Annotated in this window: 17 protein-coding genes; 9 read left to right on the plus strand and 8 right to left on the minus strand. The window is 69.0% G+C overall.

Annotated features, from left to right (window positions below; translation table 11 throughout):
• The first annotated feature begins 76 nt into the window (after positions 1 to 76).
• The 3 genes from OZ403_RS04405 to OZ403_RS04415 are packed head-to-tail and all read left to right on the plus strand — an operon-like array spanning position 77 to position 4,407.
• A complete protein-coding gene (locus OZ403_RS04405) occupies positions 77 to 880 on the plus strand; it encodes an OmpA/MotB family protein (RefSeq protein ID WP_011550976.1) in 804 nt (267 codons plus the stop codon).
• A 39-nt stretch (positions 881 to 919) separates the two neighbouring features.
• Positions 920 to 3,535 carry a TonB-dependent receptor domain-containing protein gene (locus OZ403_RS04410; protein ID WP_268783548.1) on the plus strand — a complete coding sequence of 872 codons (2,616 nt, stop codon included), beginning with the start codon at positions 920 to 922 and terminating at the stop codon, positions 3,533 to 3,535.
• A gap of 2 nt (positions 3,536 to 3,537) precedes the next feature.
• Positions 3,538 to 4,407: a hypothetical protein gene (locus tag OZ403_RS04415; protein WP_140787561.1), complete on the plus strand. Its 870-nt coding sequence runs from the start codon at positions 3,538 to 3,540 to the stop codon at positions 4,405 to 4,407.
• Positions 4,408 to 4,428: 21 nt separating this feature from the next.
• On the opposite strand, the gene OZ403_RS04420 is transcribed toward OZ403_RS04415, so the two are convergent.
• Complete coding sequence (locus tag OZ403_RS04420) at positions 4,429 to 5,685, minus strand: Hsp70 family protein (RefSeq protein WP_140787562.1); 1,257 nt, start codon at positions 5,683 to 5,685, stop codon at positions 4,429 to 4,431.
• Between the two features lie 167 nt (positions 5,686 to 5,852).
• On the opposite strand from OZ403_RS04420, the gene OZ403_RS04425 reads away from it, so the two are divergent.
• The 3 genes from OZ403_RS04425 to OZ403_RS04435 all read left to right on the plus strand — a co-directional run bounded on the left by OZ403_RS04425 (position 5,853) and on the right by OZ403_RS04435 (position 8,158).
• On the plus strand, positions 5,853 to 6,662 hold the full coding sequence (locus tag OZ403_RS04425; RefSeq protein WP_268783549.1) for a hypothetical protein: 810 nt from the start codon (positions 5,853 to 5,855) through the stop codon (positions 6,660 to 6,662).
• A 154-nt stretch (positions 6,663 to 6,816) separates the two neighbouring features.
• Positions 6,817 to 7,509 (plus strand): DUF2490 domain-containing protein, encoded by a 693-nt coding sequence (locus tag OZ403_RS04430; RefSeq protein WP_140853072.1) that lies wholly within the window; start codon positions 6,817 to 6,819, stop codon positions 7,507 to 7,509.
• Between the two features lie 163 nt (positions 7,510 to 7,672).
• A complete protein-coding gene (locus OZ403_RS04435) occupies positions 7,673 to 8,158 on the plus strand; it encodes a tenascin-X (protein ID WP_268783550.1) in 486 nt (161 codons plus the stop codon).
• A 77-nt stretch (positions 8,159 to 8,235) separates the two neighbouring features.
• On the opposite strand, the gene OZ403_RS04440 is transcribed toward OZ403_RS04435, so the two are convergent.
• The 6 genes from OZ403_RS04440 to dps all read right to left on the minus strand — a co-directional run bounded on the left by OZ403_RS04440 (position 8,236) and on the right by dps (position 13,424).
• The gene (locus OZ403_RS04440) at positions 8,236 to 9,132 is read right to left on the minus strand and encodes a CHAD domain-containing protein (protein WP_140787569.1); all 897 of its coding nucleotides are present in this window, start codon (positions 9,130 to 9,132) and stop codon (positions 8,236 to 8,238) included.
• Entirely contained in the window at positions 9,133 to 9,663 is a 531-nt protein-coding gene (locus OZ403_RS04445) for an inorganic diphosphatase (protein WP_140787570.1), read from the minus strand. It abuts the gene before it with no gap.
• A gap of 87 nt (positions 9,664 to 9,750) precedes the next feature.
• Positions 9,751 to 11,217 carry a protein adenylyltransferase SelO gene (locus OZ403_RS04450; protein ID WP_268783551.1) on the minus strand — a complete coding sequence of 489 codons (1,467 nt, stop codon included), beginning with the start codon at positions 11,215 to 11,217 and terminating at the stop codon, positions 9,751 to 9,753.
• A 67-nt stretch (positions 11,218 to 11,284) separates the two neighbouring features.
• Positions 11,285 to 11,911, minus strand: coding sequence for a glutathione S-transferase N-terminal domain-containing protein (locus OZ403_RS04455; protein WP_140787573.1), 627 nt, complete (start codon positions 11,909 to 11,911; stop codon positions 11,285 to 11,287).
• Complete coding sequence (locus OZ403_RS04460; protein WP_140796342.1) at positions 11,908 to 12,750, minus strand: SDR family oxidoreductase; 843 nt, start codon at positions 12,748 to 12,750, stop codon at positions 11,908 to 11,910. The genes OZ403_RS04455 and OZ403_RS04460 overlap by 4 nt, the downstream gene beginning before the upstream one ends.
• A gap of 122 nt (positions 12,751 to 12,872) precedes the next feature.
• On the minus strand, positions 12,873 to 13,424 hold the full coding sequence (gene dps / locus OZ403_RS04465) for a DNA starvation/stationary phase protection protein Dps (RefSeq protein ID WP_140787574.1): 552 nt from the start codon (positions 13,422 to 13,424) through the stop codon (positions 12,873 to 12,875).
• Positions 13,425 to 13,542: 118 nt separating this feature from the next.
• On the opposite strand from dps, the gene OZ403_RS04470 reads away from it, so the two are divergent.
• Positions 13,543 to 14,034, plus strand: a complete 492-nt coding sequence (locus OZ403_RS04470) for a DUF4442 domain-containing protein (protein ID WP_237078044.1) — start codon at positions 13,543 to 13,545, stop codon at positions 14,032 to 14,034.
• Positions 14,035 to 14,097: 63 nt separating this feature from the next.
• Here OZ403_RS04470 and OZ403_RS04475 read toward each other — a convergent pair whose 3' ends face one another.
• The gene (locus tag OZ403_RS04475) at positions 14,098 to 15,027 is read right to left on the minus strand and encodes a LysR family transcriptional regulator (RefSeq protein ID WP_140797262.1); all 930 of its coding nucleotides are present in this window, start codon (positions 15,025 to 15,027) and stop codon (positions 14,098 to 14,100) included.
• Positions 15,028 to 15,187: 160 nt separating this feature from the next.
• Between OZ403_RS04475 and OZ403_RS04480 the strand changes: the two genes are divergently transcribed.
• Positions 15,188 to 16,078 carry a haloalkane dehalogenase gene (locus OZ403_RS04480; protein ID WP_268783552.1) on the plus strand — a complete coding sequence of 297 codons (891 nt, stop codon included), beginning with the start codon at positions 15,188 to 15,190 and terminating at the stop codon, positions 16,076 to 16,078.
• Positions 16,079 to 16,258: 180 nt separating this feature from the next.
• Complete coding sequence (locus tag OZ403_RS04485; RefSeq protein ID WP_328285503.1) at positions 16,259 to 17,392, plus strand: ferrichrome ABC transporter substrate-binding protein; 1,134 nt, start codon at positions 16,259 to 16,261, stop codon at positions 17,390 to 17,392.
• The last annotated feature ends 28 nt before the right edge of the window (positions 17,393 to 17,420 follow it).

Here is a 17,420-nt window from a genome sequence, read left to right on the forward strand (position 1 = left end):
GAGGTTCTTCCTGACCCGGAGCACCACCAGCGATAGGCTGGCGCTTCATTCACAGGTGTCAGGAGGACACGTACATATGCGGAAACCGTTGGTTCTGGCTGCACTCGTCGCGCTCTCCACCACGGGCTGCGTTTCGCAGGGGAAGTTCGACGCCAAGGCGCTCGAGGCGGAGAACTTCGCCAAGGGCCTCAACGACGAGAAGGGTGCTCGCGAGGCCGCCGAAGCCAAGGTGAAGGCGCTGGAGGAGAAGATCGCCGAACTGGAGCAGGAGCGGGAGGCGCTGAACACCCGCCTGGGCACCGCTGAGTCCCGCCTCACCGCGGGCGCCGCGGAGCGCCGCGCGCTGGAGGAGAAGAACTCCCAGCTGGCCGCCCTCAACGACGAGCTGGCGCGCAACACGAAGAAGCTGGCCCAGGCGAAGGAGGAGCTGGAGAAGCGCAGCTCCGAGTACGAGAACCTAGCCCAGAGCCTCAAGCAGGAGATTTCCGACGGCAAGATTGAGCTGTCCGAGCTCAAGGGCAAGATGACCGTCCAGCTCAAGGACAAGATTCTCTTCGCCTCCGGCTCCGCCCGGGTCGGCAAGGAAGGCGAGGAGGCGCTGAAGAAGATCGCCGACGCGCTCAAGACGGTGCAGGGGAAGATCATCCGCGTGGAAGGCCACACGGACGACGTCCCGACCGGCGGCGGTCAGTTCCCGTCCAACTGGGAGCTGAGCCTGGCGCGCGCCATGGCGGTGGTCCGTTCACTCCAGAACGCTGGCGTGGACCCGACGTTCCTCTCCGCCGCGGGCTATGGGCAGTACCAGCCCATCGCGGCCAACGATTCGGCGGAGAATCGCAGTCTGAACCGCCGCATCGAAATCGTGCTCGCGCCGAAGTAGGCGCCGCACTAGGAGGGGCGCGGGAGTCCCGCGCCCCTCATGAAAATCCTTCTCGCCGTCCTCTGCCTCCTCGCCGCCACTGGCGCCGCCGCTCAGCAGGACGCGGGCGTCACGGATGCCGACGCCGGCGCGCCCCAGGGCGTGCTGACGAAGCCCCCCGCGCTGATGCGCCAGGTGGAGGCAATCTATCCACCGGAAGCCGCTGCCCAGCAGCTCGAGGGCACGGTGGTGATGTGGGTCGACATCTCGGAGACGGGCGCCGTCTCCAACGTCGAGGTGTCCCAGCCCGCCGGCCACGGCTTCGACGAGGCCGCCGTGGAGGCGGTTCGCCAGTTCCAGTTCGAGCCCGCCGAGGTGGACGATGTCCCCGCGCCGGTGCGCATCGAATACGCCTACCAGTTCGTCTTCCGTCCACCGCCGCCGCCGGAGGGTGAGGACGCCGCCGCCGTGGAGCCCGAGGCTCCAGTGAACTTCAGCGGCCGGGCGCTGGAGCGGGGCACGCGGGACGCGCTCCTGGGCGCGGAGGTGGTGCTGCCCGCGCTGGAGCGCTCCACCGTCACCGACGAGGAAGGCCGCTTCTCCTTCCGCGGCATCCCGCTGGGCACGTACGAGGTGCTGGTGGTGCAGAGCGGCTACGAGCGCTTCCGCACCGAGGAGACCTTCACTGAAGGCCAGGAGACGCGCGCCACGTACTACGTGCGCAAGCGCATCTTCGGCGCGTTCGAGACGGTGGTGCGCAGCGAGCGCGAGCGCAAGGAGGTGACGCAGACCACGCTCCAACTGGCCGAGGTGCAGCGCGTCCCCGGCACCCAGGGTGACACGCTGAAGGTGGTGCAGAACCTGCCCGGCGTGGCGCGCCCCGCCTTCAACGGTGGCCAGCTCGTCATCCGCGGCACGGGCCCGCAGGAGTCCGGCGTCTTCCTCGACGGCCAGCGGATTCCGCTGCTCTACCACTTCGGCGGCCTCACCTCCGTCTACAACTCGGAGCTGCTGGAGGCGGTGGACTACCTGCCCGGCAACTTCTCCGCGTACTACGGAGACATCACCGGCGGCGTCATCAACGTGCGCAGCCGCGAGCCGCGCACGGACCGGCTCCACGCCACCGTGGGCGTCAGCCTCATCGAATCCAACGCGGTGGTGGAGGGGCCCATCACCGACACGCTGAGCTTCGCGGTGGCGGGACGGCGTTCGTACATCGACCTGGTGCTGGGCCTGGTGCCACAGGGCGACAACGGCCCCAGTCTTCAGGTGGCGCCGCGTTACTACGACGCGCAGCTCAAGCTGGTGTGGAAGCCGAAGTCGCGCCACACCTTCACGCTGCAGGGCCTCACCTCCAGAGACAGGCTGGGGCTCGTCTTCGACCGGCCGGCGGATGACGACCCTACCGTCACCGGTGGGCTGAACGTCACCACCGGCTTCAACCAGCTGCGCCTGCGGCACCAGTACCGCGCGGACGCGCTCACCCTGGACACGCACGGCCTGGTGGGCAACACGCTGGTCCAGTTCGGCATCGGCGACCGCGGCCTGCGCATCGCCTCCACGGACCTGAACCTGCGCTCCACCGTGGAGTACGCCTTCGCCGAGGAACTCACGCTGGCGGGTGGCATCGACGTGGTGAGCAACTTCGCCCGAGTCACCGCGCGCATCCAGGGCCTCTCCCGCGAGGGTGAGCCGCCCACGCCCACCGTCACCGATGACGTGCTCACCGCGGACGGCGACTTCCTCCAGTACTTCCCCTCCACCTGGGTGGAGGCGCGCTGGCGCCCCGTGCCGCGCCTGCTGCTGGTGCCGGGCCTGCGCGCGGAGAGCTACGTCTTCACCGACCAGACCCAGGCCCGCCGCACCTTCAACCCGCGTCTGGCGGTCCGCTACGGCCTGACGGACACGCTGACGCTCAAGGGCGGCGCGGGCGTCTACCACGGGCCTCCCGTGCAGGATGAGCCGAGCGTGGCCTTCGGCAACCCGGACCTGCGCGCGAAGCGGTCGCTCCAGTACAGCGTGGGCGCGGAGTGGCAGGCGCGGCCGGAGTGGTTCGTGGGCGGCGAGGTCTTCTACAACGACCTGGACGGGCTCATCGTCCGCTCCAACGCCACGGTGGTGCGCAACGGCCAGCGGGTGCCCGAGCGACTGAGCAACGGCGGCGTGGGACGCATCTACGGCCTGGAGGTGCTGGTGCGCCGCGCGCTGACGGACCGGCTCTTCGGCTGGGTCTCCTACACGCTCAGCCGCAGCGAGCGCCGGGACGCGCCGGGCGTGGGCTGGCGCCTCTTCGACAATGACCAGACGCACGTGCTGACAGCGATTGCGTCCTACAAGCTGCCGGCGGGCTGGGAGGTGGGCGCGCGCATGCGCTTCGCTTCGGGCAATCCCACGACGCCGGTGGTGGGTTCGGTGCGCGACGACGGGTCGGACGTCTTCATCCCGCTCTACGCGGCGGTGAACTCGCGCCGGCTGCCGTCCTTCAACCAGCTGGACATCCGCGTGGACAAGAACTTCGCCTTCGAGAAGTGGGCGCTCAACGTCTACCTGGACCTCACGAACGCCTACAACAACCCGGCGGTGGAGGGCATCGCCTACAACTACAACTACACCCAAAGCGCTTTCTTCGAAGGACTGCCCATCCTTCCCATCATCGGCGCCAGGGGGAGCTTCTGAGCATGCGTTCCATCCTCCCCGCGCTCGTGGTGCTGCTGCTCGCCGGCTGCGGTCCCGACTTCGAGCTTCAGAGTGAAATCCGGCGCGTGCGCGTGCTGGCCATCCAGGCGGAGCCCGCCGAGCTGGTGGTGGACCCGGACGCCTCCACGCTGCCCGGGCCCATGACTTTCAACGCGCTGGCGGTAACGCCGGACGCGCGCCCCGTCACCGTCCGCTACGCGCTGTGCCGCTTCACTGGCAATCCCTATGACGGGCGGTGCCCGGGGGACGACAGCGTGCCGTTGCCGGACGGCGAGCTGTCGCTTTCGGACCCGAACGTGCAGGCGGTGTTGCTGGAGGCACTGGCCACAGGCAATCCGGGTGGCGGTGGAACGCTGGACCCGGAGGACCCGGCGCTGCGCGAGGCGCTGGCCCGGGGCATTCCGCTCTTCATCGGTTACGAGGCCACGGACGGCAGCGGCACACCGGAAGGCACGGAGCGCGGCGTGCGCCGGGTGACGTTGCGGGCCACCACCACGCCCAACCAGAACCCGGTGGTGTCGGATGTCCTGTGGGACGGCGCGCCGCTCACCGGCCCGCTGCCCGTGTCGCGCGAGGTGACCTTCACGCCGGTGCTGGCCGAGGGCAGCGTCGAAATCGAAGAGACGGACGAAGGCCCGCGCCCCGAGCAGGTCTTCTTCAGCTGGTTCGCCACTGGCGACGGCGAGGTGAAGGAGTTCCGCTCCCAGGAGCCCGTGGAAGGCCGGCCGGGTGACCCGACGTCGGCGTACGACACCCCCGCCACGCCCCAGCGCGTCACCATCTGGGTGGTGGCGCGGGATGGGCGGGGCGGGGTGGGGTGGCTCAGCCGCACCGTGGACGTGGGCCCATAGGCCCCGTCCCGGACGTCCGGCTCAGACGGACAGGTGCGCCGCGGCGCGCCCGAGCCCTTCGGCCACGGAGGTGAAGGCATCCGCGGTGCGCACGCGCCCTTCGCCGAAGCGGCGCACGTAGAGCTGGCGCACCGCGGGAATCTGCGACGAGCCGCCGGTGAGGAACACCGCGTCGATGTCCTTCGCCTCCGCGTGCTTCTCCAGCAGGCCCGCGGTGCACTGGTCCAGCTCGTTCAGCAGCGGCTGGCTGAAGGTGTCGAACTCCTCGCGGGTGATGGGCTCGTGGAGGGTGATGCGGGCCTCCTCGAAGTCCACCGTGGCCGTGTCTTCCTGGGACAGGCGCACCTTGGCCGCTTCAATGGCGCGGAACAGGCGGTAGCCCAGGTTGTCCATGACGAGGTCGTACAGGGCCTGGATTTCGGCCTTGCGGTCGCTCGTGTTGAGCATGGTCTCCAGTAGCTCCTGGGTCGACTTCTCCCGGATGAAGGACATCTCGTGCCAGGTGAGCAGCTTGGCCATGATGTGCTGGGGAATGGGCAGCCGCTTGTCGCTGAAGCCGCGCACCTGGTAGGTGGAGCCGGCGCCGAAGCGGGGCAGCAGCTTGTGGCGCATGATTTCCGCGTCGAAGCGGTCACCACCGATGCGCACACCCGTGGAGCCCACCACGTCCTGGCGGCGGTCCGGGTTGCCGCGGCGGCTGGGGCCCAGTCGCATCAGGGTGAGGTCGGTGGTGCCGGCGCCGAAGTCCGCGACCAGCACGAGCTCGTCGCGGGTGAGCTGCGCCTCGTAGGCGAGCGCCGCGGCGATGGGCTCGATGAGGAACTGGACGTGCTGGAAGCCCGCGAGCTCCGCGGCGCGCAGCAGGCGCTGCTGGGCCAGGGCATCCGCCTCCGGGTCCGGCGTGAAGACGGCGGGCCGGCCGAGCACGACGGCTTCGGGCGCGCCACCCATGGAGTTCGCGGCGGCGTCCCGCACGCGTCGCAACAGCACGGCCACCAGCTCCTCGATGGTGTAGGTGCGCCCCTTCACCTGGGTGGCGCGGAAGGAGCTGGAGTGGAGGAAGGACTTCACGGACTGGATGAAGCGTCCGGTGTTGTCCTCCAGGTAGCGCTGGATGGCGTTGGCGCCGGCGTAGATGTCCTGCTCGTCGTCCGGGAAGAAGAGGACGGAGCGGAAGAGACGGGCCTCCGAGGTATGGGGTTGCAGGGACAGCACCGTGCCGTCAGGCAGGGCCGCGGCGGTGTTGCTGGTTCCGAAATCGAGTCCGCACGCACGCATGGGGGGCGCCCCTTACCGTTAAACCCCATCCATGGGTAGCGCTTCGTGCACCAACAAGTGGGAGGAGGGCGGCCGGGAGGGCGGACGCCTGGAGCGGATGTGGGTTGGCGCGAGGATGCCGCTCGCCATCTTTCTTCCGGAACGTGCATGAAGACGGGAGGCATCCAATGAGCTTTCGCGCGGGATGGCTGTTGGCAGGCGCCGCGGCGCTGACGCTGGGGACGGCGTGTGAAGAACGCGACCGGGGGACCCAAGGGCAGACAAGCGGGCAGTCCACGGTGAACGACCAGGTGGCGCAGGCGCAGAATCGCACGGAGGGCGCCTTTGACTCGGCTCGCAAGGCCCAGGAGCAGGCGAGCGACCAGCAGAAGCAGGCCGCCGGCGCCCAGCAGGAGCTCCAGGACAAGCAGCGGGCATACCAGGAGGCGCAGGCCAAGGCGCAGTCTGCGGCACAGAAAGCGCAGCAGTCTCAGCAGAGCGCCCAGCAGCAGACGCAGCAGGCCCAGCAGGAGGCGCAGCAGGCCCAGCGTCAGCAGAGCGACGCGCTGGCGCAGCAGAACCAGCAGGCTCGCCAGCAGTCCGAGCAGCTTCGCCAGCAGTCGCAGCAACCCGTGGCCGTGGCGCCCGCGCCCCAGGCGCATCAGCAGCAGGGCGCCCAGGCGCAGGCGGGCACGGAGCAGCAAATCGTCGGTGAGGTGCTGAGCGCCAACGACGACGAACTGCTGCTCAGCTCACAGGGCGAGCCGCAGCTGCGCCTGCAGGTGTCACCGCAGACGCAGGTCATGGTGGACGGGCGCCAGGCCAGCGCTGGGGAAATCCAGGAGGGCAGTCAGGTCCGGGCCTCCTACCGGACCGATGAGCAGAGCGGAGAGCCCCAGGCGGTGCGCATCGAGGCGACCTCACAGGTCCAGCCCATGGCGCCGGCCGCGCCGGAGAGTGGCCAGTCCACCCCGGGCTCCCGGCAGCCCACGCAGTAGCGGCCTGGACCGTCCGTCCTTCCCTCGCGGTGAAGGGCGGACGCATCATTCCGGCCTCGGGGTGTGCGAAGAGGCCGCGGCATCGTCAGTCAGACCGCACTCACGCTTTGCCCTGTTGAGCCAGTGCGCGTGTCGTGCTCTAGGCATGCGCATCATGCGCACGGAGAATTGGCTTCCCCTCATCGGTCTGTTGCTCGTCATCCCCCTTCACACCGTGGAGGCCCGGCCCGTCAGCGCGGAAGCCCAGCTCTGGTACACGGTGTCGGCGCAGGGAGGCATCGGGGAACACTTCCTCTATTACCTGGAAGCCCAGCCTCGCTTCGGCAAGGACGACGCCCGCGCCATCCTCCGCTCGGCGGGAGGCATCCGGTTGGCCCAGGACATGTCGCTGTGGCTGGGGCAGGGCTGGATTCCATTGTGGCGCTGGGAGGGCGACCCTGCCTTGCGTCAGGGCGAAAGCCGGCTCTTCCAGCAGTTCCTCTACACGCCGAAGCTCGGCCAGGTTCGGGGCACGCTCCGCGCTCGCCTGGAGCAGCGCTTCCTGCCCGGCACGACGGAGGTCTCCCACCGGGGCCGCGTCATGCTGCGCGGTGCGCACCCCGTGGCCGCGGAGGGGCGGCTGTCGTTGATTGTCTGGGATGAGGTCTTCTACCACCTCAGCTCGGTGGCGAATGGCCCCAGCGCCGGCTTCGACATGAACCGCGTGTTCGTTGGCGCGGGCTGGAAGTACGGGGACCACTCCTCCGTGGAGGTGGGCTACCTCAACGCTTTCATGCGCAGACCCTACGCGCAGACCGAGCAGCTCATCCATACGCTCGCCGTCATGATGCCCTTCAATTACATGTAACGGAATGCGCTACAAAACGCGGGGGCTGGGTCAGGACGGACGCAGTTTCCGCGGATGGCACGTGTATCGCGGTGGTTGTCGACACCGCGTTTCATGTGCTCGGGCGTTGTCTGCTTATTCGGAATGCGCTGACATGCGTGACCTCTTCCCCCTGGAGGTACACGTGAAGTCTCGTTTCATCGTGATGATTGCCGGGTTGTCGTTCGGTCTGTTCGCCGCATGTGGCAACGTGGAGATGGAGCCCGAGCCGCTGGCGCAGGACGAAGTGGCGCTCGTGGAATGTCCCTGTGGCGGCGTGGGTCCCTGGAACTGCAACCCGTGTGCTTTCATCTGCGGCGACGGCTTCTGTGACACCGCCAATGGGGAGTCCAACAGCACCTGCGCCGAGGACTGCCCGCCGCAGCCCTTCTGTGGCGATGGCGTGTGCAACCCCGGTGAGCAGGGCTGGTGTTCGGACTGCAACCCGCCGACGACCTGGTGTGGCGACGGCATCTGCAACGGTAACGAGACGCTGTCGAGCTGCCTGGAAGACTGCAAGTACCTGACGTGTGGCAACGGCCTCTGTGAGTTCCACGAGTTCGGCTGGTGCGCGGACTGCGGTCCCATCTGCACGGGCCCTGGGTGCCCGCAGGTGCCGCAGGAACTGTGAGGCGTGGCGGCTGACAGGGACCGTGCCCGGTGGTTCCTCACGGGCCGGTAGCAAACCCGGCACACGCTCCGTGGCCTTCAGGTCAACATGCGGCGCAAGCGCTTGGGAATCTCTTCCGTGCGCCACCGCTGGACCTCGCGGGCAATCTCCGCCGCGCGTTTCGTTCGCTCCTCCCGGACCAGGGGGAGCAGGGCCCGCGCGGACTTGCGCTCGCGCGGCGCCGACTCCGCGGCCAGCCGCTCGAACAGCTCCAGGCGCACGTCGGCGTCGTGCAGCTCGCCCAGGCCGTCCTGGAGCGGCACGAGCACCTCTAGCAGCGCGTCCAGGGTGCGGCGGATGGCCGGCTGGAAGATCTCCAGCTCGTAGCGCAGCCGCTTCAGCTCCTTGCGCAGCTCGTGGGCGGACGCCGCGTCGGCCGCGTCCACGTACGTGTCGATTCGCTTCTGCACGCGCTTGAGGCGTTGGCGCAGCTCGTCCCGGACGCGGCGGCCGGCGAAGCGGTGCCCGTCATCGAGCCCGTCCAGCTTGCGCAAGAGCCGCGGCACCGTCCTGTCCACCCAGCGCTCCAACTCCGCGTGCAGGCGCGTCTCGTGCGTCTCCAGCTCGGACAGCCGCTTCTTGCGCAGGGTCTGGATGCCGGCGCGCACCTGGGGCTGCTTGCTCGCCTTCCGGGCCACGCTCTCCAGCCACGCGGACTGGACGTGCACGTCCCGAACGCCCCCCAGCGCGTCCTGGATGCGCTTCACGTCGCGCTCCAGCTTCTTCATGCCGCCCAGGGAGCGGAACACCGTGAGGGCGGCGCGAAGCCGCCGGGTGGCCACGCGCATGTCATGGACGGACTCGTCATCCACGGCGTCCTGGAAGCCGGCCTCCGGTTTGCGGACGTCCGCGAGCCGGCCCGCGAGGATGCGGCGCGCGGCGTCTCCCAGTCGGCTGTCGGGCCCGAGTCCTCGGATGGGCGTGGGTTGAGCCATCTATTCCTCCGTGCGTGCGTGTTGGCGGAGCATCCGCTCGACACCCTCCGGTCCCTCCCAGCCCAGGATGCGCGCGTCCTTGTCCTCGAAGCGCACGGCGGCGAGGAAGAAGTGCTCCAGCTCCTCTCGCTCGCGCTGTGGCAGTTGCTGATAGTCCGTCAGGTGTCCGGCGCGGGACGGGGTGATGGGGACGGCGAGGATGCGGTCATTGCGCTCGCGTCCGCCGTCGCCCGTGTTCTGCTCCACCTGGAGCACGCCGAGCGCACGGCAGGGCAGCACCACGCCGGGAAAGCTCGCGTCGTCCCAGTACACCATCGCATCCAGCGGGTCCCCATCCGGCCCCTGGGTGGAGGGGATGAAGCCCCAGTCGAAGGGATAGCTCAGGCCCCTGGGAAGCGGCCGTGAGAGGCTGAAGGCCTTGAGCGCCGTGTCGTACTTGAGCTTCAGCGTGGAGCCTCGAGGAGACTCGACGATGACGTGAAAGGCGCCTTGTTTCCCTCGAAGGGGCAACCGGGTGAGGTCCGTCACCATAGACAGCAAAGGTTGCGCCTGCCGCGTGTTCCGGCAACCGTGGCCGGGCGGAATCTTCGCCTCTTCAACCTTCGCCAGCGCGCGGCCTCAGGAGCTGCAGCTCACCGCCAGGTGCCGGCCCCATACGGGAGGCGCCGCCGCGTAGGACTCCGCGTCGGGGTGTTCGGCGAACGGGTCCGACAGCACGCCGAGCAGCCGGTCCACGAGCGAGAAGTCCCCGGCCTCCGCGCGGGAGATGGCCTCCTGCGCCACCCAGTTGCGCAGCACGTACTTGGGGTTCACCCGCGTCATGCGCGCGTGTCGCTCTGCGTCCACGCTGCCCTCGGCGGCCAGCCGCGCCCGGTAGCGCCCGGCCCAGGCGTCGAAGCCCTCGGGGGCGGGGAACATGTCACGCACTGGACGGGCGTCCGCGCCGTCCGCCGAGGCGAAGTGGCCCAGCGCGCGGAAGAAGCGCGTGTAGTCCACGTGGGCTTCGGCCATGCGGGCGAACAGGTCGCTCACCAGCTCGCGGTCCTCGTCGCGCGTCTCCCGCAGGCCCAGCTTCGCGCGCATCCGGTCCATGAAGTGCGCGTTGTAGGCGGGCTGGTAGGTGGCCAGCGCCGCGCGGGCCTCGTCCTCCGAGATGAGGGTGAGCAGTGCTTCGCCCAGGCACGCGAGGTTCCACAGTCCGATGCGCGGCTGCTGGTCGAATGCGTAGCGGCCCCGGTCGTCGGAGTGATTGCAGACGAAGCCCGGCTCGAAGTCGTCCAGGAAGCCGAAGGGCCCGTAGTCCAGCGTGAGGCCCAGGATGGACATGTTGTCCGTGTTCATCACCCCGTGCGCGAAGCCCACCGCCTGCCACTGCGCAATCAGCCGCGCCGTGCGCTCCACCACCTCCGTGTAGAAGCGCGCGTAGCGGCCTTCCTGGCCCGCGAGGTGGGGGAAGTGCTCGGTGATGACGTGGTCGGCCAGCGTGGCCACGTGCTCGGTCTGCTCGGTGTAGTGGAAGAACTCGAAGGTGCCGAAGCGCACGTGCGAGGGCGCCATGCGCACCAGCATCGCGCCCGTCTCCACCGCCTCGCGGTACACCGGCGCCTGACTGCCGAGGATGCCCAGGCCCCGCGTGGTGGGGATGCCCAGGCCGTGCATGGCCTCACCGCACAGGTACTCACGGATGGTGGAGCGCAGCACCGCGCGTCCGTCGCCCCCGCGCGAGAAGGGCGTGGGCCCGCCGCCCTTGAGGTGCAAATCCCATTTCGCTCCGGCGGCGTTGCGGACCTCGCCCAGCAGCAGGGCGCGGCCGTCGCCCAGCCGGGGCACGTACACGCCGAACTGGTGCCCCGCGTACACCATGGCGAAGGGCTCCATGTCCGGCAGGGGCTTTTCGCCCCCCATCGCCGCGACGAACTCCGGCCGCCGCGCTTGCTCGGGCGTCAGGTCCAGGAGCTTCAGGGCGGCGGGGTTGACGCTCACCAGCTTCGCGTCCGGGAAGGGACTGGGGTGGACGCGCGCGCCAAACCCAGCGGGCAGGCGGGCATAGGTGTTGTCGAAACGGAGCTGTTCGAGCGTGGCCATGACGGGGGAGAACACATGGAAGCGCGGCGGCCATCCAGCCACCGCGCTCCGGGGAAGCTGCGTGGGACTACTTGAGCTGGGGGACCTTCATGCCGCGCTCCACGGCGGGCCGGCTGCCCACGCGGTGGAGCCACTGCACGACGTTGCTGGAGCCCCGGAACAGCTCGGGGAAGTACGCGCGGGTGCCGGCCACCCAGGGATACAGCGCGATGTCCGCGATGGAGTAGCGGCCCGCGACGTAGTCCCCGGAGCCCAGCTTCCCGTCGAGCACGCCGACGAGCCGCCGGGACTCGGCGTGATAGCGCTCGATGCCGTAGGGGACCTTCTTGGGGGCGAAGCGGGCGAAGTGGTTGAACTGGCCGAACATGGGGCCCACGCCGCCCATCTGGAACATCAGCCACTCCATCACTTCCGCCCGGCCGCGCTGGTTGGAGGGCAGCAGCTGGCCCGTCTTCTCCGCCAGGTAGATGAGGATGGCGCCGGACTCGAAGACCTTGAGCGGACGGTGGTCCTGCGTCGCGTGGTCGACGATGGCCGGAATCTTGTTGTTGGGGTTGATGTCCAGGAACTCGGGCTTGAACTGCTCGCCCTTGGTGATGTCCACCACGTGCGTCTTGTACTGGAGGCCCAGCTCCTCCAGAGCGATGGATACCTTCTGCCCGTTGGGCGTCGCGAACGTGTAGAGGTCGATCATCCCTTGACTCCCGTGAGCTGCTCGCTCACCTGCCAGAGCCGCTCCGCGAGCGCGTCGTTCCGCGCGGCGGAGGACGGCTTCTTCGGACGGCATTTGTAGAAGTACTGCCCGGACACTGCTTCCACTTCGGGCGAGGACGCCAGATACACGGACGTCCGCGCTCCCTTCTCCGCCGAAATCATGAACGCCGCGCCCAGCTTGACGATGTGGCGGAAGAATCCCTGGGTGTTGTGACCGAAGCCCGTGCGCACCACGCCCGGGTGCAGGGCGTTGGTCGTCACCTGCGTGCCCTCCAGCCGCTTCGCCAGCGCGCGGGTGAACAGGATGTTGGCCAGCTTCGACGTGCCGTACACGCGGAAGCCGATGAAGCTCCGCTCGCTCTGCAGGTCATCGAAGTCGAGCTTGCCCGCGGCGTGGGCATCGGACGAGACGTTGATGATGCGGGCCGGGCCGGTGGCCTTCATCACGTCCAGCAGCAGGTTCGTCAGGAGGAAGGGCGCGAAGTGGTTGGTGGCCAGGGTGGCCTCCAGTCCGTCCTCCGTCACCTGCCGCCGGTCGATGATGAGCCCCGCGTTGTTGAGCAGCACGTCCAGGCGCGGGTAGCGGGAACGGAAGGTCTGCGCCAGCTCCCGCACGGACTTCAAGGAGGTGAGGTCGGCGCGGAGCCAGTCCACCTGGGCGCTGGGGGCGGCCTCCTTCACGGCGGCCACGGCCGCCTCGGTGCGTCCCGCGTCCCGGCCCACCAGCACCACCGTGGCGCCCATGCGCGCGAGCGCCTTGGCGGCCTCCAGGCCGATGCCGCCGGTGGCCCCGGTGATGAGGCACACCTTCCCATCCATGCGCGTCTGTGAAGTCAAAAGGCGTCCTCCATCGCGAAAGGACGCCTTCTATACGCTGGAGCCCGCCCGCGCGCTTGCTCTTGAGCAGGCGCGCGGGGGCCTTCCGGTGGTCAACGCTCCATTCAGGCGTTGGACGGGGGGCTGGAGGCGTCCTGGGGCCGGACGTCCCCCCCGCGGCGCACCCCCGCGCGGGGCTCGCCGTGCAGGTGGCTCTCCAGGAACCACAGGTCCAGCTCGACCTCGCCCAGCGTCTGGGTGAGCAGGTCGGAGGTGACGGGGTCGTTCAGCTCGTCGGAGCGGTGGATGCCGGTGCGGATGCTGGCCCCGTAGCGGGCGAAGCGGTCCACCAGGGCCTTGAGGTGGTCGTCACCGTCCACGGCCTTCAGGTCGTATTCGGGCAGCTCGCTGTTCTTGGCCGCCAGCCGGATGGTTCCCTCGGCGTAGCCGCCCAGCGTGCCCGCGCGCTCGGCGAACTCGTCGGCCTGCTTGCGGACGTGCTTGGCCAGTTCGTCGAACAGCTCGTGGCGGCTGTAGAAGTGCCGGCCGCGGATGTTCCAGTGCGCTTGCTTGATTTGCCAATGCAGGTCGATTGAGTCGGCCAGCAGGGTGTTGAGCGAATCGATGAGCTCCTCACGTGCGTCGGTGGGGAGATTCACATGGCTTGGAAAGTTCATGGTGCGCGGTTCCTCCAGAAGGTCATTCCAAGGTGGGGATTCCTGCCGGGAATGCCAGCCCGTGCGTGACGTCTGGGGGGCAGGCGGACGGGCTCACGGTCGGTATGATGGGCGGACCATGCTTGCTCTCGACCTCGTGGAACGGCTGCGTCAGGTATCTCCCAGCGCGGCGAACGCGCTGCTGACGGTGGCGGTGAAGAACATCATCCCGCTGTCCTCGGTGATGGGCGTCCGGGTGGAGGACGCATCGGATGCGCGGGCACAGGTGTCCGTGCCGCTGAAGCGGCGCACGCGCAACCACGTGGGCAGCGTGTACCTGGGCGTGCAGGTGACGGTGATGGAGCTGACCATGGGCGTGTGGCTCTTTCGCCGCTTCCCACCGGGCCGTTACCTGGCGCTGGTGAACGAACTCCAGGTGTCCTTTCACGCGAAGGCGAAGGGCGGCGTGCGCGCCATCTGTGAGCCGTCCCCAGAGGTGTTCAACACCCTGGATGCCGCGCTCCAGCAGAAGGGGGACAAGGCCCGCGAGTGGATTCCCGTTCGCCTGGAGGACTTCGAGGGCACGCACATCGCGGATGCCCGCTTCCTGGCGGTGATGAAGAAGGCCTGAGGCGGCGTGGGGTTGCCCCCCTTGCGCCGGGCCAGGCGGTGCCGGCAGTAATCCCCCCGTGGCTCAGGTCGCGGCCGAGGTGCGCCGGGTCCTCGGTGCGGAACCGGCGCGCCGGATGAGGTCGCGAAAGAAGACCATCGCCGGGTCGGCATGGGTTCGTTCGTGCCAGCACAGGTTGATGGTGAGGGTGAGCGGGGGCACCGGGCTCTGCACGCTGCGAAGGCCGAGGCGAGGGCCGAGCCGGGAGACCAGTGAGACAGGCAGCGTGGCGACCAGGTTGGTTCCTGCGACCACGGCGGCGGCGGCACTGAAGTTCGGGACCACCAGCGCGATGTCGCGAGCGATTCCAAGCCGGGCATAGGCGCCGGGCAGCGCACGGTAGCCCTTGCCGGGGGCCACCTGCACCTCGACGTGGCGCAGGCTGGCCAGTGCGCTCTTGGAGACACGGTCTCCTGCCTGGGGATGATTGTGGCGCGCCACCAGCACGGTGCGCTCCCGGTACAGGGGCTCCAGATGCAGGCCGGGGGCCTTCTCGCCAACCGCGATGGCGACGTCGACCTCGGTGCTGGCCAGGCCGCCACCCGTGAGGAAGGTGTCGATGCCAATCACCCGCAGTCTGGCGCGCGGCATCTCGGCGGCCAGCAGGGTGGCGATGCGAGGCAGTCGCACCATTTGTCCGGCATCGGCGATGGCGAGAGAGAACTCCCGTGTGGTCGTGGCGGGGTCGAAGGCCGCGCCGTGAACGGCGTGCTCAAGGTCGCGGAGGGCGCGGGTCAGCACGGGTGCCAGCGCCACCGCGCGGGGCGTGGGGACGATGCCGCGGCCGCTGCGGGTGAACAGCGGGTCGCCGAGCGCGATGCGCAGCCTGGCCAGTGCGTTGCTGATGGCCGACGGCGTGACATGGAGGCGGCGAGCGGCACGCGCAACACTGCGCTCGGTGAGGACAGCGTCGAGCACCACCAGCAGGTTGAGGTCGAGGGCGGAAATGCTCATGAATGGTGAGCATACCCGTCACGAACAATCACTACCCGAAAACGATGGGGCGACACATGAAGAGGCCATGCGAAAGATGAATCCGCTGTTGCCGCTCCTCGCGGTCGCGCTCACCGCGTGCTTGCGTGTAGCGACCTCCCCCTTGCCTCTGGAGACAACCATGCGTGACGTCAACGTTCTCGATTCCCACATGGCCTATCGGGAAGCGGGGCGCGGCCCTCCAGTGGTCTTGCTCCATGGAAACCCGACCTCGTCCTATGTCTGGCGTGACGTCATCCCTCATCTCTCAGACCGCTACCATGTGCTGGCGCCCGACCTGATTGGCATGGGCGACTCGGGCAAGCCTGACATCGCCTACCGCTTCGCCGACCACTCCCGGTATCTCGACGCCTGGTTCGATGCACTCGACCTGCAAGATGTCGTGCTCGTGGGCTACGACTGGGGCGGCTCGCTGGCCATGGACTGGGCCGCTCGCCACCCCGAAAGGGTACGCGGCCTCGTCGTGTACGAAACCTTCCTCCGCTCACTCAAGTGGAGCGACTACCCGCCACAAGGCGCCGAGCTGTTCAAGAACCTGCGTACGCCTGGTGTGGGGGAGACCCTGGTGCTGGAGCAGAACCAGTTCCTGGCCCGTTCGCTAGGGGTCGGTGTCAAACGGGGCCTGACCGCGGCTGAAGCCGCGGTGTACGCGGCTCCCTATCCAGACGCGTCTTCACGGCGCCCGTTGTTGGCGTGGCCGCGAGAGATTCCCATCGAGAATCAGCCGGCTGACATGACGGCGGTGCTGGAGCGCTACGTCGCTTGGATGGGTGCGTCGCCGGAGGTACCCAAGCTGCTGCTCACCTTCGATAGTCCGACGCCGCTCGGCGCTCCGTCCGTCGTCGAGTGGGCTCAAGGCCGGTTCGCCAACCTCGAGGTCGTAGCGCTCGGCGAAGCCGGCCACCACGCGAGTGAGGACCTCCCCGATGACATCGGACGGGCGATCGCCCATTGGCTTCACCGCCTGGCGCATTCGCAGGAGGCGGGGCGGAATACGGCCAGCAGACGGTAGCGTCCAGGGCCGCGAGGCCGGCGGAGGGGCGTTCCAGCCGAACCTGCCTGTTGAGCCACCCCAGGCTTGCTTGCCATCCAGCGAAGCCGGGTTGTCAGTCGTGCCTTGAGGGGACGTGATGGCGGGTAGCTGGCAGGCAGGAGTCAGCTCCGGGCACCTGTCCAAAGGGGCTGCTTCACTGTGGTGACGCGTCGAGGCAAGCTGTCCGCCGTGTCGCGGCGCGCTCAACTGATTCTCATGCTCCTGGTGTCGGGGCTCCTGCACGTCGCGCTCTTCGTGGCGCTGTCGAGCAGCGAGTCCAACGACCGCCAGCGCCGCGTGGCACCGCGTGCCGTCGAGATGGAGGTCGTCTACCAGGACGTGACGCCTCCCCCCGAGCCGCTGGCGCCGGAGCCCCGCCAGCCGCCCCCTGACGAAGAGCCCCCGCGCCCGCCTTCGAAGCAGGAGGATCCGCCTCGCCACGCGGAGCGTCCGCGCCCCACCACGACGGAGGCCCCCGACACGTCCGAGGCACCTCCGCCCGAGGTCGCCCCAGCGGGCTCCGGCGAGCCGCCACCGGCCCTGGCGCTAGACGTCCCGCGCGACGTCCCTCAGCCACAGCAGCGTCCCAACCTGGAGCCACAGGGCCTGCTGGGAGGCGGCATGCTGCGCGGCGGCCCCCCTTCGACGGGACGGACGCTCCGCCCTGGCGAAGGCCCCGACCCGAAGGCGCTGGGGGCCCGGCAGGCCGAGGAGGCCCGGGTGCGTGTGGACGGCTGGGCCCAGGACGCCGCCGCCACGGCGCGCGCGTCGAGCGGCGCCACGCATCCCTACTTCGCGAAGCTGCGGGAAGGCTTCGCCAGGCAGTTGGTGAACCCGCCACCCCCGGACCTGAAGGTGTTGGGCTCACGGATGAAGCGCGAGCAGGTGGATGCCATTGCCCGCTTCGGAAAGACAGGCAGCCCCATTGTCGCCGAGCCCCGAGACCGCCGGTTGGAGCAGCGCAATCGCATGCAAGCGGCTGTCGAAGCCGGACGCGCGGCCAACATGTACATGGTGGACGTCACCACACCGGTGCTCGCGCTCGCGGCCATCGTCGAGGTCTGGCAGGCGCGCGACGGGAAGCTGCTCGACCTCAAGGTGCTCGAAGGCTCCGGCGACCCGAACTTCGACACCTGGGCCGTGTCCCAGCTCCGGGATGCGCTCGCCAGCGCCGAGGCGCCGAAGGCTGGAGGCGGCCTGGGCATCCGCGAGGACGGCATGCGCAGTCGATGGCGGCTGGAGGAATACCTTGGGAATCCGCGCGTGCAGATTCACCTGATTGGCGTCTATTGACCCTGCCGGACGCGGAGGTCTTCGAGGT

The organism is Myxococcus sp. NMCA1, assembly GCF_026810205.1.
Classification (GTDB): domain Bacteria; phylum Myxococcota; class Myxococcia; order Myxococcales; family Myxococcaceae; genus Myxococcus; species Myxococcus xanthus_A.